A 14,043-nucleotide genomic window follows, 5' to 3' on the forward strand; every position below is an offset into this window, starting at 1 on the left:
ACGGATTAAGCTAATCCCGGTTTGGTGTTGGGGGAAGATGACCAAGTGGGTCTATACGTTCGGCGACGGGCAGGCTGAGGGCCGGGCGCGCGATCACGAAATTCTGGGCGGCAAGGGCGCCAATCTGGCGGAGATGTGCGCGCTGGGATTGCCCGTTCCGCCGGGGCTGACGATCATGGGCGATGCCTGCAACACCTATTACCGGAACGGCCGCCATATCGAGGACGGCGTAAAGGCCGAGGTGCGCGCCGGCATATCAGGCATAGAGGCGATCACCGGCCGCCGCTTCGGCGCCGGCAGCCAGCCGCTGCTGCTCTCGGTGCGCTCCGGCGCCCGTGTGTCGATGCCGGGCATGATGGACACCGTGCTCAATCTCGGTCTCAACGACGAGACGGTGCAGGCGCTCGGCCACGATGCCGGCGACGCGCGTTTTGCCTGGGACAGCTACCGCCGCTTCATCCAGATGTATGCCGATGTCGTCATGGGCCTCGGCAACGATGCCTTCGAGGAAATCCTGGAAGACGAGAAGGCCAAGCTCGGCCATGAAACCGATACCGAGCTTAGCGCCTCCGAATGGCAGCATATCGTCTTCCTCTACAAGAAGCTGATCGAGGAGGAGCTGGCGCAGGAATTCCCGCAGGATCCGGAAGTGCAGCTCTGGGGCGCCGTCGGTGCGGTGTTTTCCAGCTGGATGAGCGCGCGCGCCGTCACCTACCGCCAGCTTCATAATATTCCGGAAGGCTGGGGTACGGCCGTCAACATCCAGGCGATGGTCTTCGGCAATCTCGGCAATGCGTCCGCCACCGGTGTCGCCTTCACCCGCAACCCCTCGACCGGCGAGAAGGCGCTTTACGGCGAATTCCTGGTCAATGCGCAAGGTGAGGATGTCGTGGCCGGCATCCGCACGCCGCAAAGCATCACCGAGGAGGGGCGGCTTTCCTCGGGCTCGGAAAAGCCTTCGATGGAAAAGCTGATGCCGGAGGCTTTTCGCGAGCTTTGCCGCATCTGCAGCGAACTCGAAATCCACTACCGCGACATGCAGGATATCGAATTCACCATCGAGCGCGGCAAGCTGTGGATGCTGCAGACGCGTTCGGGCAAGCGCTCCACCCGGGCGGCGATGAAAATTGCCGTCGACATGGTCGATGAAAAGGTGATTACCGAGGAGCAGGCGGTGCTGCGCATCGAACCCTCCAGCCTCGACCAGCTCTTGCATCCGACGATCGATCCGCGCGTCACCCGCCAGGTGATCGGCACCGGGCTTCCCGCCTCGCCGGGGGCTGCCACCGGCGCCATCGTCTTTACCGCCGAAGAGGCTGTGGAGGCCGAGTCCGAAGGCCGCAAGGTCATCCTGCTCCGGGTCGAGACCAGCCCGGAGGATATTCACGGCATGCATGCGGCCGAAGGCATCCTGACGACGCGCGGCGGCATGACCAGCCATGCGGCGGTCGTTGCCCGCGGCATGGGCATCCCCTGCGTCGTCGGCGCCGGCACCATGCGCATCGATAGCCGCAACGAGCGGCTGCTCGGCATCGGCGTCACCCTGAAAAAGGGCGACATCATCACCATCGACGGCTCGGCCGGCCAGGTGCTGAAAGGCGAGGTGCCGATGATCCAGCCGGAGCTTTCGGGCGATTTCGGCCGCATCATGGGCTGGGCCGACCGTCTCAGGCGCATGACGGTGCGCACCAATGCCGATACGCCGGCCGATGCGCGCGCCGCCCGCTCCTTCGGCGCCGAGGGCATCGGCCTTTGCCGCACCGAGCACATGTTCTTCGAGGGCGAGCGCATCCATGTCATGCGCGAGATGATCCTCGCCGTCGATGAGAAGGGCAGGCGGCTGGCGCTCGACAAGCTGCTGCCGATGCAGCGGCTGGATTTCACCGGCCTCTTCACCGTCATGCACGGCCTGCCGGTGACGATCCGCTTGCTCGATCCGCCGTTGCACGAATTCCTGCCGAAGACCGATGACGAGGTCGCCGAAGTCGCCTTCGCCATGGGCATGGAGGCGATAGCCTTGCGCCAGCGCGTCGATGCGCTGCACGAGTTCAATCCGATGCTCGGCCATCGCGGCTGCCGGCTGGCGATCTCCTATCCTGAAATCGTCGAGATGCAGGCCCGCGCCATCTTCGAGGCGGCGGTTGCCGCAGCGAAGGAGACCGGGGCGGCCGTCGTGCCGGAGATCATGGTGCCGCTGGTCGGCCTGCGCTCCGAGCTCGATTACGTCAAGGCGCGCATCGACGAGGTCGCCGGCGACGTGATGCGCGAGGCCGGCATGAAGATCGATTATCTCGTCGGCACGATGATCGAGCTGCCGCGCGCGGCGCTCCGCGCCCATGTGATTGCCGAAGCCGCCGAATTCTTCTCCTTCGGCACCAACGACCTGACGCAGACCACCTTCGGCATCTCGCGCGACGACGCCTCGGCCTTCATCCCCACCTATCAGCGCAAGGGCATCATCGAGCACGATCCGTTCATCTCGCTCGATTTCGACGGTGTCGGAGAATTGATCAGCATTGCCGCCGAACGCGGCCGGCAGACCCGCAACGACATGAAGCTCGGCATTTGCGGCGAACATGGCGGCGACCCGGCCTCGATCCGCTTCTGCGAAACGATCGGGCTCGATTATGTCTCCTGCTCGCCGTTTCGCGTGCCGATCGCCAGATTGGCGGCGGCGCAGGCAGTCATTGCAGGAGGTCTGAAAGACCTCGGGGGGAAATAGTCAGCTCGGCCTCAATGATGATGGCGCCAGCGATCGCGGTAGATATAGGGCCCGTTCAGATCCCAGGCCATGCTCTGCATCATCTCGGCACTTTGCTCCCGCGATTCGGCCCGCCGGTCGAGATCGATGCGCTGCAGGCAGGTGGCAAAACCATCGGTGCCGCGGCGGAAACCATAGCTCAAACACCGCTGCTCATCCGCCGCCCGCCGCTCCTCCGGCGTCATCGTCTGACAGGCGGAAAGCCCGGCGGCGAGGGTGGCTATGGCGATGAGAAGGGGAACGCGCATCGGGGTATTCCTTGCTTTTCCCTGAGGAAATGCCATTCAGGCCGTGGCGTCAAGCGAGGAGATCGGCGAGGGTGGCCTGTCGTGCGAAGAGATGGGCGAGGGCGGTCTGTCGTGTTTGAGGCAAGTCCTCGACCTCTCAACTCCCTCATTCCTGTGCTTGTCACAGGAATCCAGTCCGCCCAAGTCCTTGGGCGCGGGAAACTCCCTTCAAGGCGTTATTCACCGCGCCGACGCGCGGTGGCGGGATTCCTGTGACGAGCACAGGAATGAGGGAGAGTGGGGAAACGCTCTCGCCAAAATCACGCCGCTCCGGCCGGATCCCCGATCGGCAGTAGCGCCGGATTGAGCGGCGGGTCCTGTGGGTTCTTCGTATCGGCCGGATCCTGCGCCGGGGTCAGCGGCGGCTTCTGCTGGATGGGGTCGGGAATGCCGGGGGTCGGCGTCGGCCCGCGTGGTGTATCGGCGTTCGGGATTGGCATCGGATCTCTGTTCGGCATGATCGCCTCCTTTTCGAAAAAAGGAACGGCATCGGGCCGCACTTGGTTCCACTTTCGCCGGCCACCTTCCTATGCATAAGGGGGATTTCTCTGTATGAGAGGCCGGCAAGCATGGGAACGAGCATGGCCATCCGCGATCGATTTTCGAAAAAACTGAACTGCCCGCAATGCGGCAATGAGGGCTTTGCCGAAGCCTCGGAGATCGACGATCCCAAGCGCAAGCACCCGGATTTCAAGGTCGATCAGCTGCCGCGCGGTTTTGGCGTGCAGCGGCCGTCCAACCACCAGGAAAGCTTCATGCTGAAATGTGAATGCGGCCGCAAGTTTCCCTTCCGCAGCCTGGCGGAGGCTGCGGCCGAGCGGCGCTAGAACGCAGGGTCAACCCTAAATCCGCTCCAGCAGTTCGACGAAGGCATCGGCGAAACGCACCAGATGCGCGGTCTCCTCATCGGGCGCCTGCATGCGGATTTCGGTGCCGGCATAATCGAGCAGCGCCAGCACGACCCGCATCTGACTGCCGTCATCGGGAATGCGCAGCACGGCGATGCGCCGGCAATCCGCGATAAGACCGCCGGCCGGTAGGTCGAACAGCAATTCGCCGCCCGACCGCTGTGCTGCCTGGCGCACCGCCTCGCAGAAGCCGGCATCGCCGCCGGCATAACCTTCGAGCGAAAGTTCGAGCTCGAGCAGCTCCATCGGCAGCATCGGCTCGGTGTGATCGATCCCGCCAAGCGCAGACGCCTGCGGCCTGGCTGCTATCTCGGGTGAAATCATCCCGTCTCTCCTTGCCTTTGAATTCGGAGATGAATCCGCGGCAGAATGGCCCTTTTTTACCATATCAGCAAGGGCTCATGAAGTGGGTGGCCTTTCGCTTCGGCCATGCCAGGCGAATTCCAGCTGATATTCCAAGACAACAGTTTCAATTCAGCCGAATCTTGCCCAGATCCGGATGATTCTAGGCCGGGCTGGCCTAAAATCTGAATCCGGATCTAAATCAAAGAAATAGAGCATGATGTCGTCCGAAAACCGCTTCACACTTTTCGGCATCATGCTCTAAACAAGGATATGGCGATTTGCGTTGTTTGATGGCGCGGCGCTGACGAGCAACCGGTAAGTTTGATGGCCATCCGTTTCGACCGTCCCGTTTCAGGCGCCGCCCGCTTTTCGCGGCTGCTCGGGGCGTTTTCGCTGGTTCTGGCGCTGGCGGTGCTGATCGCCCATCGCTTCGGCGGCCTCGCCACCCCCTATCTCGTGCTGCTGCTGATCGCCGCTGCCGGCTGCGGGCTGCTGGCCGCCATGCTGGCCGCAGTCGGGCTGCGCAGCCTCTGGATGACAGGCGCCGAAGGCGGGCTGGCGGCACTCGCCGCCTTGATCTATGCCGCCTTTCCGCTCGGCATCGGCGCCTTCGCCGTCGAGCGTTATATGACGCTGCCTGATATCTACGACGTCTCCACCGACCCGGTCTCCGCCCCGGACTGGCTGTCGACCCCGAAATCCGATCAGATCTGGCTGAAGCGCAATCTCGTGACGCCGGAGGATCGCGAAAAGCAGCTCGCCGCCTATCCCGAGCTGACCGGCCGGCGTTATGAGGGCGCGCTCGACCGCGTGCTGGAAGCGGTGCGCAAGGTCGCCAAACAGAGCGGCTTTGTCATCGTCAGGAGCACCGGCACCAGCGAGCTGGACCGCGACCCGGAGGACGGACCGGCCAAACTCGAGCCCGGCGACGAGGCCGTTGCCGATGCGCCCGGCATCATCCCCGTGCCGACGCCGCGCCCCTATGACGACGATGTCGCCAAGCTGATCCGCGGCGCCAACGGCGTGACGCTGCAGGCGACCAACCGCACACTGATCCTCGGCCTGCGCTTCGATATCCTGATCCGCCTGCGCGAAGAGGCCGAAACCACCTTCGTCGACATCCGCGTCGCCTCCCGCTACGGCCAACACGACCTCGGCTTCAGCGCCGAAATCGCCGGCGATTATCTGAAGGCGCTGGACGCCGAACTGCTGGGGATTGCGGGTGGGTGAGCCGCGGTGCCGCCAAAGGCGGCAGCAATCGATCCAGTGAATCGATTGCAGCGGCGAACGCCCTGAGCTTAAAGCGAAGGGCCGGGAGAGGGTGCGGCAGGCTCGACATGCTGACGGTGCCGCAAACTCCACATCACTGCGGTATCGCCCAACCAAGCCGGCCCGAACAACGATCAGCCCTCATCCTGAGGTGCCCCGAAGGGGCCTCGAAGGACGAGGGCGGTGGATGCGGTGGCCAGCCCCGTCCTTCGAGGCTTCGCCCTGCGGGCTACACACCTCAGGATGAGGCTGGAGAGAGGTCGCGTCATGAGGCTGGAGAGAGGCGGCATAAGGCCGCAGATCGCGCGCGTGCCCCTCACTCCACCACCAACCACCCCGAATACCGCACCACCAGCCCCGTCAGCCGCCCGCCAATCTCCACATGAAAATGAAACCGCCCATCCCGCTCCTCCTCGAAAGTCTCCCCACCCGGCGCCAGAAACAGCGGCAGCGGAAGCCCGCAAAACCGCCACCCCCGCACCACCAGTCGCAACTTGCTCCCCTCCGGCACCAGCGCCACCAGCACCCGGAACGGCCCGAACACTTCCGCCAGCAGATGCCGGTCGTGGTCCTTTCCCTCGAGCTGCAGGCTGTGGAAGATTTTGCCGCCGAAATCCCGCGTCCAGATCTCCTTCTCGCCATCGGCGGTAAAGCGCACCGTCACCGGCACATCCTCGCCCGCCGGGGGAAAGCCGATCAGCCGGGCGACGATGCCGGCAAGAATGCCGCGGCCGCGCTCGATCCGCGCCCGACCGGAGGCGACGCGCGCGCCGCCGGCAGGACCGACCGAGTGGATGGCGGCAATCGCCGGCGGCAACTGCTCGAAGGCGCTGCCGAGAACCCGGTGGTAGAGCGGCAGGCAGGCGCCCACGCTTTCCATCCGGATCCCGGTCGTGATCGAAAACCGCCGGAATTCCGCTTCGAAATCGTCCAATCGCAATTCGCCCGTCGCCGGCCGCGCGCCAGCCTCCGGCCGGATACCCTTGAGCAGCCGCCGCACCAGCGCGGCCACCCCGGTCACCGGAATGAACGGCCCGTCATCCCCCTCGGCAATCAGATGCCAGCCGCCTGTCAGGCTTTTGCCCGCGGCATCGACGCCGGTCACACGCACGAACATGCCGCCGCGATGCGCGCCGATCGCAAAGCCGTGGCTGGCGCGCCGGATCAACCGCGAAAACGGCGTGAGCGACGGCAACAGCTTCAGCCGCACCAGCTGGGCTGCAAGGCCAAGCAGCCGCTGCAGCGGCTGCGGCTCCGTGCCGACCCCGGTGAAGCTGGACTGCAGGCCGGCAAAGCGCGCCGGCAGCAGCGCCAGATCCGGCGCATCCACCAGCAGGAATTCGCGGCTCTTCAGCGGCACCGCGCCGGGCGGCGCTACCGTCACCCGCATCGCATCGATCAGCCCGCGCCCGCTCGAAACCTTACCATCGCTGAGCCGCGGCACGGGTTTGCCGGCATAACTTGCGATCGCGCTGACGACATTCAGCCCGATCTTCACATGCGAGGAGGGGGCAATGCCCGCCGCCACCGCCTCGACCCGGGCGAACTGCGGCGCCATGACCTCGAGCGCGGCGAAGGAAAGGGCAGGCAGGCTGCTGAGGCCGGAGAGCGCGAAGACGCCCCTCGCTCTCGCCTCGGCATTAAGCCCGCCGATCGCGGCGACGAAGCCGGTGCTGTCGGCGAGATCGGCATAATCGATGTCAAGGCCGATGCAGGCGCGCACCACCTTATAGGGATCGTCCCCGAAGCTCTGGAACGGCCCGGAGGCATCGACGACGAGATCCGGCTGCAGCCGCGTCAGCTGTTCCGCCAGATCACCATCGCGATCGAAGCGCACGGCCTGCAGGCTCGCGCCCAGATTGCTGCTTCCCAAGCCCTCGGATCCATCCTTCGGGGCTCTGAGATCGGCGACGAAATCGTCGGCTTTCTCCAACGACCGCCCGGCGATCAGCAGCCGGAGCCGCGGTTCATCGCCAAGCAGCCGCGCCAGCCGGCCGCCAAACGTGCCGTAACCGCCGATGATCAGCAGCGAGAGCCGGTCGCCGCTCATGTGATGAAGCGGCTGCGCTGCTCCGCCGTCGGCACCATGCAGCTCTGCCGGCCGGCGATCTTCAGCCGGTTGCGGGCGATGAATTCATAGAGCGCATCGGCTGCGCGCCGCGGCAGCAGCCGGAAGAGCCTGACCAGCGAATAGGGAAAACCGAGGCCGGCCACCATGCGGATCGAGCCGTCGGATTTGAAGAAGGCGCGGCCGTTTTCGATGAGGATGTTGGTTTCGTAATCGCGCTCGTTGAGCCCGTAATGCCGGTAGAGCGCTGCGCCGAGCGGCGTCTGGGCGGCGAGGAAGCGGTAGCGCCGCTCTCTGTCGTGCTTCAGCGCGAATTTCACCCAGCCGGAGCAGAAGACGCATTCGCCATCGAAAACGATCAGCGGCTGGTCATCGGCGAAAGCGGGCACGGCGGGATCGTTGCGATAGCTGTAAGCGGCGCGCGTCATGGTAATCTCCCCATCTCCGCTTACAACAGCCGGTAGGTGGCGGCAAGCGAGGGCGGCCCATCCGTCGCAATCTCGCCGCGCTCCAGCAGATCCTCGATATGGGCGAGCACGGAAAGCGCCGCCGCCCCATAAAGCTTCGGATCGGTATCGCTGTAGATCGCCTTCACCATCTCGGCAATCTCCCGGTCGCCCGCGCGGATGCGCGTGAGAATTGCCTGCTCGCGCTTCAGCCGATGCGCCTTCAGCGCCGGCAGGAAACTCGCCGGCGCCGTCACCGGCCCGCCATGGCCGGGCAGCAGCAGGCCGTCCTCACGTGCGATCAGCCGCTCGAGGGAGGCCATGTAATCCGCCATCGATCCATCCGGCGGCGCGACGATCGAGGTCGACCAGGCCATGACATGATCGCCGGAGAAGAGGATATCGCGGCCTTCGAGCGCGAAGGCGGCATGATTGGCCGTATGCCCCGGCGTCAGCACCGATGTCAGCGCCCAGCCATCGCCCGCAATGGTCTCGCCGTCGCCGATTGTTAGATCCGGCACGAAGTCCAGATCCGAGCTCTCGGAAAACGGATTGATCTCGCCGGCCCGCAGCGGCCGCGCCGGCCGATGCGGCCCTTGCCCCACTGTCACCGCCCCCGTCGCCGCCTGCAGCCGGCGGGAAAGCGGCGAGTGGTCGCGATGCGTATGGCTGACGAAGATATGCGTCACCTCGCGGCCGCGAAGCGCCGCCATCAGCGCCTGAAAATGCGCCTCATCCTCCGGCCCGGGATCGATGACCGCGACCGAGGCGGCGCCGACGATATAGCTGTTGGTCCCGTAAAAGGTGAAAGGCCCGGGATTCTCAGCCGTGATCCGCTCGACCCCTGGCGCCACCGGCACGGCCCGCCCATAGGCCGGCTCGAAAGCAAGGTCGAATGCGGGGCTTTCCATGCGGGGCGATGCTCTCGAGGCCGATGACACCGCCCATTCCTAGCACGCCGCTTTGCCCTCTGCAGCGCATAAATCTGCGGCAAGTGCAACTTAGTCATTGTGACAGACGGAGAGCTTTGCTAATCAGGCGTCGATTTGAGCCGGCGCTTCGCGCCGAAAGCTCTGTTGGGGCGTCGCCAAGCGGTAAGGCAACGGTTTTTGGTACCGTCATCCCTGGTTCGAATCCAGGCGCCCCAGCCAATGCATATTTAATAAGTAAAATCAATAAGTTATACAATATTGGCGGATGCTAACCGTAACGGTTTTCCGTTGCATAATTCCGTAACTTCCCGACTCCGCAACTTCTCGCCCATATCGTATTATTCTCTCAACTCATTCGTGAGACGCTTGGAGGGGTGTGCATGGATTTAATATCGTGGCTATTGGCACTGATCGGCATTGGCAGCGACCGTGCCATGCATCGCAGCGACAGACGCGCTGAAATCGCTCGTTTGAATGCCGAAGTCGCCGGAGAAGTCGGACGAACTCTCGACATCCTTGCGATGGCTAGGCCACGTCTGACGCGGCTAGCTTCACAGGTAGCGACAGACTTGCCGGACATTCATCCTACCATTGCCAAGTTTTTGGATGAACAGCGTGACGCTGCGCTTCAACTAATGAAAATGACAGAAGAGAACAAAGTGAAGATCGCAAGCACAAAAGGCTTTGTCGATTGGGATAAGACACTTCACGACTATCAAGAGTGGCGCGCCAACGCCTCACGTATAGCGCCCTGGGTGCAAGGCGTCATCGATAAGTATGATGCAATCTTTCTTGAGGCAGGCATAAGGTAGAGTATCTTATTTGTGACGTTGTGACAGCTTAAATTTGTGCGAAATTGATCTGGGTTCAAAGACGCCGGCTGCAAATCCTTCCCGATGATCTTCCACGACGGCGTGCTCATTGGAGGCTATGAACAGCTCCGTGAGTATCTCGATTTCTAGGGCAATAAAAAAATGGCGACTTACTCGTCGCCCTTTTTCTCGCCTTTTGCGAACTGCCAAACTTTTCCGACGACACTCGCCGGAAGTGCGACGATCAGTTCCAGGATCTGTCGGCACAAGTCGATATTCAGCTCTCGGGCTATTTTGTCAGCCTCATTGATATCACCACGCGCAAGCGCTTTATTCACCTCTTCGCGGTTGTCGGCGATCGTTTGCCCGAAGTGCTTATAAAACAGCCGCTTGGAAATGAACAAGGTCAGGATCCGGGTGAACATATGGCCGGCCGGTGATGTAATTCTGACTTCTACACGGCCCAACAGTGTCATCTTTGCCACCGCAAGCACTGCTGTTGCACCAGTTGCGGCGACCCCGATCCCGCTCAATAAGCTGAACATTGACGAGTCTGCTCCTGTCCCAGCCGACTCGAAACCTCTCGTCAGGAAATATGCACCGAAACCGAAGAGCGCTCCAACCACAAGAGAGCAAATAAAGCTCATCCATAAAAACTTCATACCCCAGCTCCTTCAATGTCCCAAGCATTGAACTGCTGCCGGGTTGCTACCGCGCGATCGTAAACAGCCTTACCCTTACCCGTAATCCAATAGAGGCGCCGCGGAAGACCAGGCACCGTTTCCTCCTTCTCCTGGGCGGACTCCAGCCAGCCCTTTTCAACCATCCTGCCGAGGAAAACGTAAATCGATCCGCGCTTCAACGTGTCAGAGGCGTTGACCATCTCCAAACCATACAGGCGATTGCCAGATTTAAGCAGATCCAAGATCTCGAATTCCTTGTTCGATGCTCCGAACAAATCAGCCTCCTTTGAGTCTTACAACGATTAAGCATTCTGAGTCTTACAAGGGTTATGACTTGCGATCAAGACGCTCATCACTCGGCGAGGCGATTCAAGATAATCTTATCGGTGACGAGTAGTCCGCTAAGGAAAAAATTATAGGCAGACTGACCTGCCAGCCTGTCATTTGCCCGTTATGAGCACGCCCATGCCGAAAACGCTGATTACGTCGATAGTAATTAGCAAGACTGCGACACGCTTTAGACCAGTGCGACATCGTTGAGGGATACAACACCTTTTACGACAAGGTAATCTCGTCGTGGCCGCTCGAATAGTTCCCCGTCCAGTATAAGACGCGCGCCGATTTTGAAGTCGGGATTCCGCCTAAGTTCGGCAAACGCTTCGCGAGTGAAGTCTGAGGTCGTAACTGCTCCACTCGCAGAACGCAGCAGGAGAGTGGCGCTCGACGCGTTGATCTCAACTATGACCCCAGACCGCCGCGTTCGAACACCGTTAGCAGTGCTATAACTAGCCCGAACCCGGTCGGCACGGTCCCTGTCAATGGAGATGCGCTTTAAGGATTTGCCGTCTTGCGTTGAAAACGTCAAATTAGAGTAGGGTGTGTCATCGGATGGGAGAAGATGCTTGATACTCTCAAAGATATCTTCGTCGTCATCGGTATGTGCAGCCCGAAATTTATGTGGCGACTCAACAAGCTCTTGTACCTCCGCGAAGAACTCGTTCTTGTGAGTGGACGCGCCGTCCTTGAGCCGTTGACTGGTCAGGCCCTGGTCATTTTGAGTTTGCCTTAGCCGGGATACGTTGAATGTCGGCTCCTTTATGGCGATCATGAGGCTGCCCAAGGCGGGATCACCGACAAGAAAGTCTAGGGTAGAGGCTTTATAGCCCCTTAGTGAGGGCGGGACGAGGACGTTCCTGGCAAAGACTTGGACGGTGCCCAAAAGCTTCATGAGCGTGGAATACTGGATGGAGCCGCGGCCTAAGTTCTCGCCTCTGAAGTATATGGCGAGGAATGCATTTTTCTCTTGCAAAACGTCTGGACACTCCCCGAGATGCTCGAAGACCCCTACGTTGGGGTCCGGTAGACGGCACTGTAACTCATCCCCGGTAACCTTAAGCTCTTTAGAGACCTCATAAGCGTCATTCGCGTAGACCAGGAAGTTGTCGGACTGAGCCTCAAATGCACCTCTAATAGACAGTCGCCCTTCTAATAGCCCATCCAGATGATTGTCATCGATGTAGCAAGATAAGAATTCGTGTCCATCCTCCGTAAGATCGGTGCGTACAAACAACGCATTCAGCATGCCGACACGCGCGGTGAATAGGATCGGCTCGTCGAACTGATAGAGTGTTCGCTCAATCCGAATCTTGTAGAGAGTCTCTGAAACGGCATTCATGAGCGTTGGCCCGGCGCGATAACGATCTGGCAGGAGTTTAATAGGTTACAATTTTTGTACTTCCAGAAGGTGTGGTGTTCCGGCTGTTTTGAACTAGGCGTCGCCAGCAGTGTACCATCGGCGGGGGTGACAGAGAACTTGATGATATGCTTCTTAGCGAAAACCTTATAAGCCTTTAGAGCGTGGTCTACGGCGTCCATATGGGGCCAGACCGACAACCCCCAACTTTGACACAACGTTTTGTCCGTGCCTTCGCGTTCTCGTTCTGCGAAAGACTTGAAGTCTTCGTTGCGGGGCTGCCTTCCATCAATAGCTTTAAAGAGTTCTGCTGTAACGGTCTCAGCTTCACCTGGCGGACAACTCGCAGGTAGATCATTATGGTATTGCGTCATTTAACCCACGTCCCCGAACTGGATGGGATGTTTACTTTGGTTAGGCGCTTTTGTCGAGTAGTCGCGCGCGCGAATTTCGCGTATGACGAGTAAGTCCTTGAGCGTTGCCGGTCCCTGGTGAGCTGTACAGGCATGCTACATGGGCAGAGAGTCCCTAGCTGGTATCCGCGTGCGCCCCAGACGGGGCTGAAGAGGGCGCGGTCTTCGGGGGCATGTCGGACTGCAGTTCGGCCAGCGGCTCGGCGATCACATCCATAAGGAAGAGGTGTTGTCGAGATGCCATTGCGGCGTCGGACTGGTTTCCGGGGAGGGGAGTGGTCGAACATCACCTTCCAGAGGTTTCGAACGCGGCAGTTCCTGATAACCGGCCGGCCTTGCGTCTTAAGGGCGCTCCGCAAACAGTCGAACACCTATGAGTTCGGCAAGCTTCTCCACCAGCGCATCCTGAAATCCGACATCCCCAACCTCCGCCGCCGCCGCCCGCTGCTGCCGATGATACCAATACCCGCCGCTGACCCTGGCCGCGCCATCATCGCTCGTCGCAAGCCATGTCTGCGTGAGATGCCCCATCTCCAGATCATCCGGCGCGCCGGCGCCGCCCATTTTGGTTGGCACCCAGCCGGGGTCGACGGAATTGCTGAGGACATCCGGCCAGTGGCGGGCGAGGGCGGCGGCGAGGGTGGCGATGTGGAGCTTGCTTTCCGAATAGGCCTGGCTGGCATTCCATGGCCGCCGCTTCCAGTCGATATCGTCGAGGCTGCTGGCGCCGCTGCGGTGCATGCCGCTCGTGAGATAGATCAGGCGGTCGGGGCGGGTGATCCAGGCGGTGAGGAGATAGGGGGCGAGCAGGTTGACCGCCAGCGTCTTGGCGTGGCCTTCAGGCGTTTCGCCGCGACTGCGTTCGAGGTAGATGCCGGCATTGTGGATGACGGCGTCCATGCGGCCGATGGCGTTGACCTGTTCGGCGATAGAGCGGGTCTCGGCGGCGCTGGCGAGATCACCGATGACGAGGCCGAGGGCGGCGGCTGACGTGTCTGATATGGCGGCGGCGCGCTCGCGGGAGCGGGCGTGGAGGACGACATCATGGCCTTGCCTGAGGAGGGTGCGGGCGGCGGCAAGGCCGAGGCCATCGGTGGAACCGGTGATGAAGATGCGGCTCATGGGGTTCCTTTCGCGTGCGGCGTGGTGGGCGCAGAGTGCTTGGGCAGGGGTGCTCGGGTCAAGCCCGAGGACGACGAAGGGCGAACTCAACCGCCTTGTGCGCAGGCTGGAACAACATATCGACCGTCTCGACAAGGAAATCGAGCGATATGTCGGCAAGGATCCGCAGCTCCGTCGCAGGGCTGAGATCCTCACCTCCATCGGCCGTATCACGGCCTACGTTCTTGTCCCCGGTCTCAAGGTTACCTTTTCACGTAAGTACGCGATGCGATCACCGGTTGCTCACCTCAATCCACTGTAGATT

The 14,043-nt window shown here is 61.5% G+C and carries 16 protein-coding genes, 1 tRNA gene and 1 pseudogene; 6 read left to right on the forward strand and 12 right to left on the reverse strand.

The features are described from left to right. Positions 1-37 precede the first annotated feature (37 nt). Positions 38-2,722: a pyruvate, phosphate dikinase gene (gene ppdK, locus CO657_RS03485; protein ID WP_054181531.1), complete on the forward strand. Its 2,685-nt coding sequence runs from the start codon at positions 38-40 to the stop codon at positions 2,720-2,722. Positions 2,723-2,733: 11 nt separating this feature from the next. On the opposite strand, the gene CO657_RS03490 is transcribed toward ppdK, so the two are convergent. Together CO657_RS03490 and CO657_RS03495 are read right to left on the reverse strand one after the other, a co-directional pair. Then, on the reverse strand, positions 2,734-3,009 hold the full coding sequence (locus CO657_RS03490) for a hypothetical protein (protein WP_054181532.1): 276 nt from the start codon (positions 3,007-3,009) through the stop codon (positions 2,734-2,736). A gap of 299 nt (positions 3,010-3,308) precedes the next feature. Continuing rightward, positions 3,309-3,506: a hypothetical protein gene (locus tag CO657_RS03495; protein WP_054181920.1), complete on the reverse strand. Its 198-nt coding sequence runs from the start codon at positions 3,504-3,506 to the stop codon at positions 3,309-3,311. Positions 3,507-3,629: 123 nt separating this feature from the next. On the opposite strand from CO657_RS03495, the gene CO657_RS03500 reads away from it, so the two are divergent. After that, complete coding sequence (locus tag CO657_RS03500; protein WP_037073946.1) at positions 3,630-3,875, forward strand: hypothetical protein; 246 nt, start codon at positions 3,630-3,632, stop codon at positions 3,873-3,875. Positions 3,876-3,890: 15 nt separating this feature from the next. Here the strand turns inward: CO657_RS03500 and CO657_RS03505 are convergent, their stop codons facing one another. Next, on the reverse strand, positions 3,891-4,280 hold the full coding sequence (locus tag CO657_RS03505) for a hypothetical protein (RefSeq protein WP_054181533.1): 390 nt from the start codon (positions 4,278-4,280) through the stop codon (positions 3,891-3,893). 345 nt (positions 4,281-4,625) lie between these two features. On the opposite strand from CO657_RS03505, the gene CO657_RS03510 reads away from it, so the two are divergent. Next, entirely contained in the window at positions 4,626-5,531 is a 906-nt protein-coding gene (locus CO657_RS03510; RefSeq protein ID WP_054181534.1) for a DUF1499 domain-containing protein, read from the forward strand. Positions 5,532-5,886: 355 nt separating this feature from the next. On the opposite strand, the gene CO657_RS03515 is transcribed toward CO657_RS03510, so the two are convergent. Genes CO657_RS03515 through CO657_RS03525 form a run of 3 tightly spaced genes read right to left on the reverse strand, consistent with a single transcriptional unit; the run spans position 5,887 to position 8,995 of the window. After that, complete coding sequence (locus CO657_RS03515; protein WP_054181535.1) at positions 5,887-7,620, reverse strand: saccharopine dehydrogenase family protein; 1,734 nt, start codon at positions 7,618-7,620, stop codon at positions 5,887-5,889. Further along, positions 7,617-8,066 carry a thiol-disulfide oxidoreductase DCC family protein gene (locus CO657_RS03520; RefSeq protein WP_054181536.1) on the reverse strand — a complete coding sequence of 150 codons (450 nt, stop codon included), beginning with the start codon at positions 8,064-8,066 and terminating at the stop codon, positions 7,617-7,619. The genes CO657_RS03515 and CO657_RS03520 overlap by 4 nt, the downstream gene beginning before the upstream one ends. Before the next feature lie 20 nt (positions 8,067-8,086). Beyond that, entirely contained in the window at positions 8,087-8,995 is a 909-nt protein-coding gene (locus CO657_RS03525) for an MBL fold metallo-hydrolase (protein ID WP_054181537.1), read from the reverse strand. A gap of 166 nt (positions 8,996-9,161) precedes the next feature. Here CO657_RS03525 and CO657_RS03530 point away from each other — a divergent pair. Both CO657_RS03530 and CO657_RS03535 read left to right on the forward strand, forming a co-directional pair. Further along, positions 9,162-9,235, forward strand: a tRNA-Gln gene (locus CO657_RS03530). Positions 9,236-9,396: 161 nt separating this feature from the next. Next, on the forward strand, positions 9,397-9,828 hold the full coding sequence (locus CO657_RS03535; protein WP_054181538.1) for a hypothetical protein: 432 nt from the start codon (positions 9,397-9,399) through the stop codon (positions 9,826-9,828). 170 nt (positions 9,829-9,998) lie between these two features. Here the strand turns inward: CO657_RS03535 and CO657_RS03540 are convergent, their stop codons facing one another. The 6 genes and pseudogenes from CO657_RS03540 to CO657_RS03565 all read right to left on the reverse strand — a co-directional run bounded on the left by CO657_RS03540 (position 9,999) and on the right by CO657_RS03565 (position 13,739). Further along, positions 9,999-10,490, reverse strand: a complete 492-nt coding sequence (locus tag CO657_RS03540; RefSeq protein WP_054181539.1) for a hypothetical protein — start codon at positions 10,488-10,490, stop codon at positions 9,999-10,001. Next, entirely contained in the window at positions 10,487-10,786 is a 300-nt protein-coding gene (locus CO657_RS03545; protein WP_054181540.1) for a PadR family transcriptional regulator, read from the reverse strand. Before CO657_RS03545 ends, CO657_RS03540 begins: the two co-directional genes overlap by 4 nt. A gap of 242 nt (positions 10,787-11,028) precedes the next feature. Then, positions 11,029-12,186, reverse strand: coding sequence for a hypothetical protein (locus CO657_RS03550; protein ID WP_054181541.1), 1,158 nt, complete (start codon positions 12,184-12,186; stop codon positions 11,029-11,031). After that, positions 12,183-12,578, reverse strand: a complete 396-nt coding sequence (locus CO657_RS03555) for a hypothetical protein (RefSeq protein ID WP_128715517.1) — start codon at positions 12,576-12,578, stop codon at positions 12,183-12,185. The genes CO657_RS03550 and CO657_RS03555 overlap by 4 nt, the downstream gene beginning before the upstream one ends. A gap of 202 nt (positions 12,579-12,780) precedes the next feature. Beyond that, a pseudogene (locus CO657_RS03560) lies at positions 12,781-12,922 on the reverse strand (TetR/AcrR family transcriptional regulator); the annotation flags it as partial. Positions 12,923-12,959: 37 nt separating this feature from the next. After that, positions 12,960-13,739: an SDR family NAD(P)-dependent oxidoreductase gene (locus CO657_RS03565; RefSeq protein WP_054181542.1), complete on the reverse strand. Its 780-nt coding sequence runs from the start codon at positions 13,737-13,739 to the stop codon at positions 12,960-12,962. On the opposite strand from CO657_RS03565, the gene CO657_RS37075 reads away from it, so the two are divergent. Further along, the gene (locus CO657_RS37075; protein WP_054181543.1) at positions 13,723-14,040 is read left to right on the forward strand and encodes a hypothetical protein; all 318 of its coding nucleotides are present in this window, start codon (positions 13,723-13,725) and stop codon (positions 14,038-14,040) included. The genes CO657_RS03565 and CO657_RS37075 overlap by 17 nt on opposite strands. The last annotated feature ends 3 nt before the right edge of the window (positions 14,041-14,043 follow it).

The sequence above is a fragment of the Rhizobium acidisoli genome, from assembly GCF_002531755.2.
Classification (GTDB): domain Bacteria; phylum Pseudomonadota; class Alphaproteobacteria; order Rhizobiales; family Rhizobiaceae; genus Rhizobium; species Rhizobium acidisoli.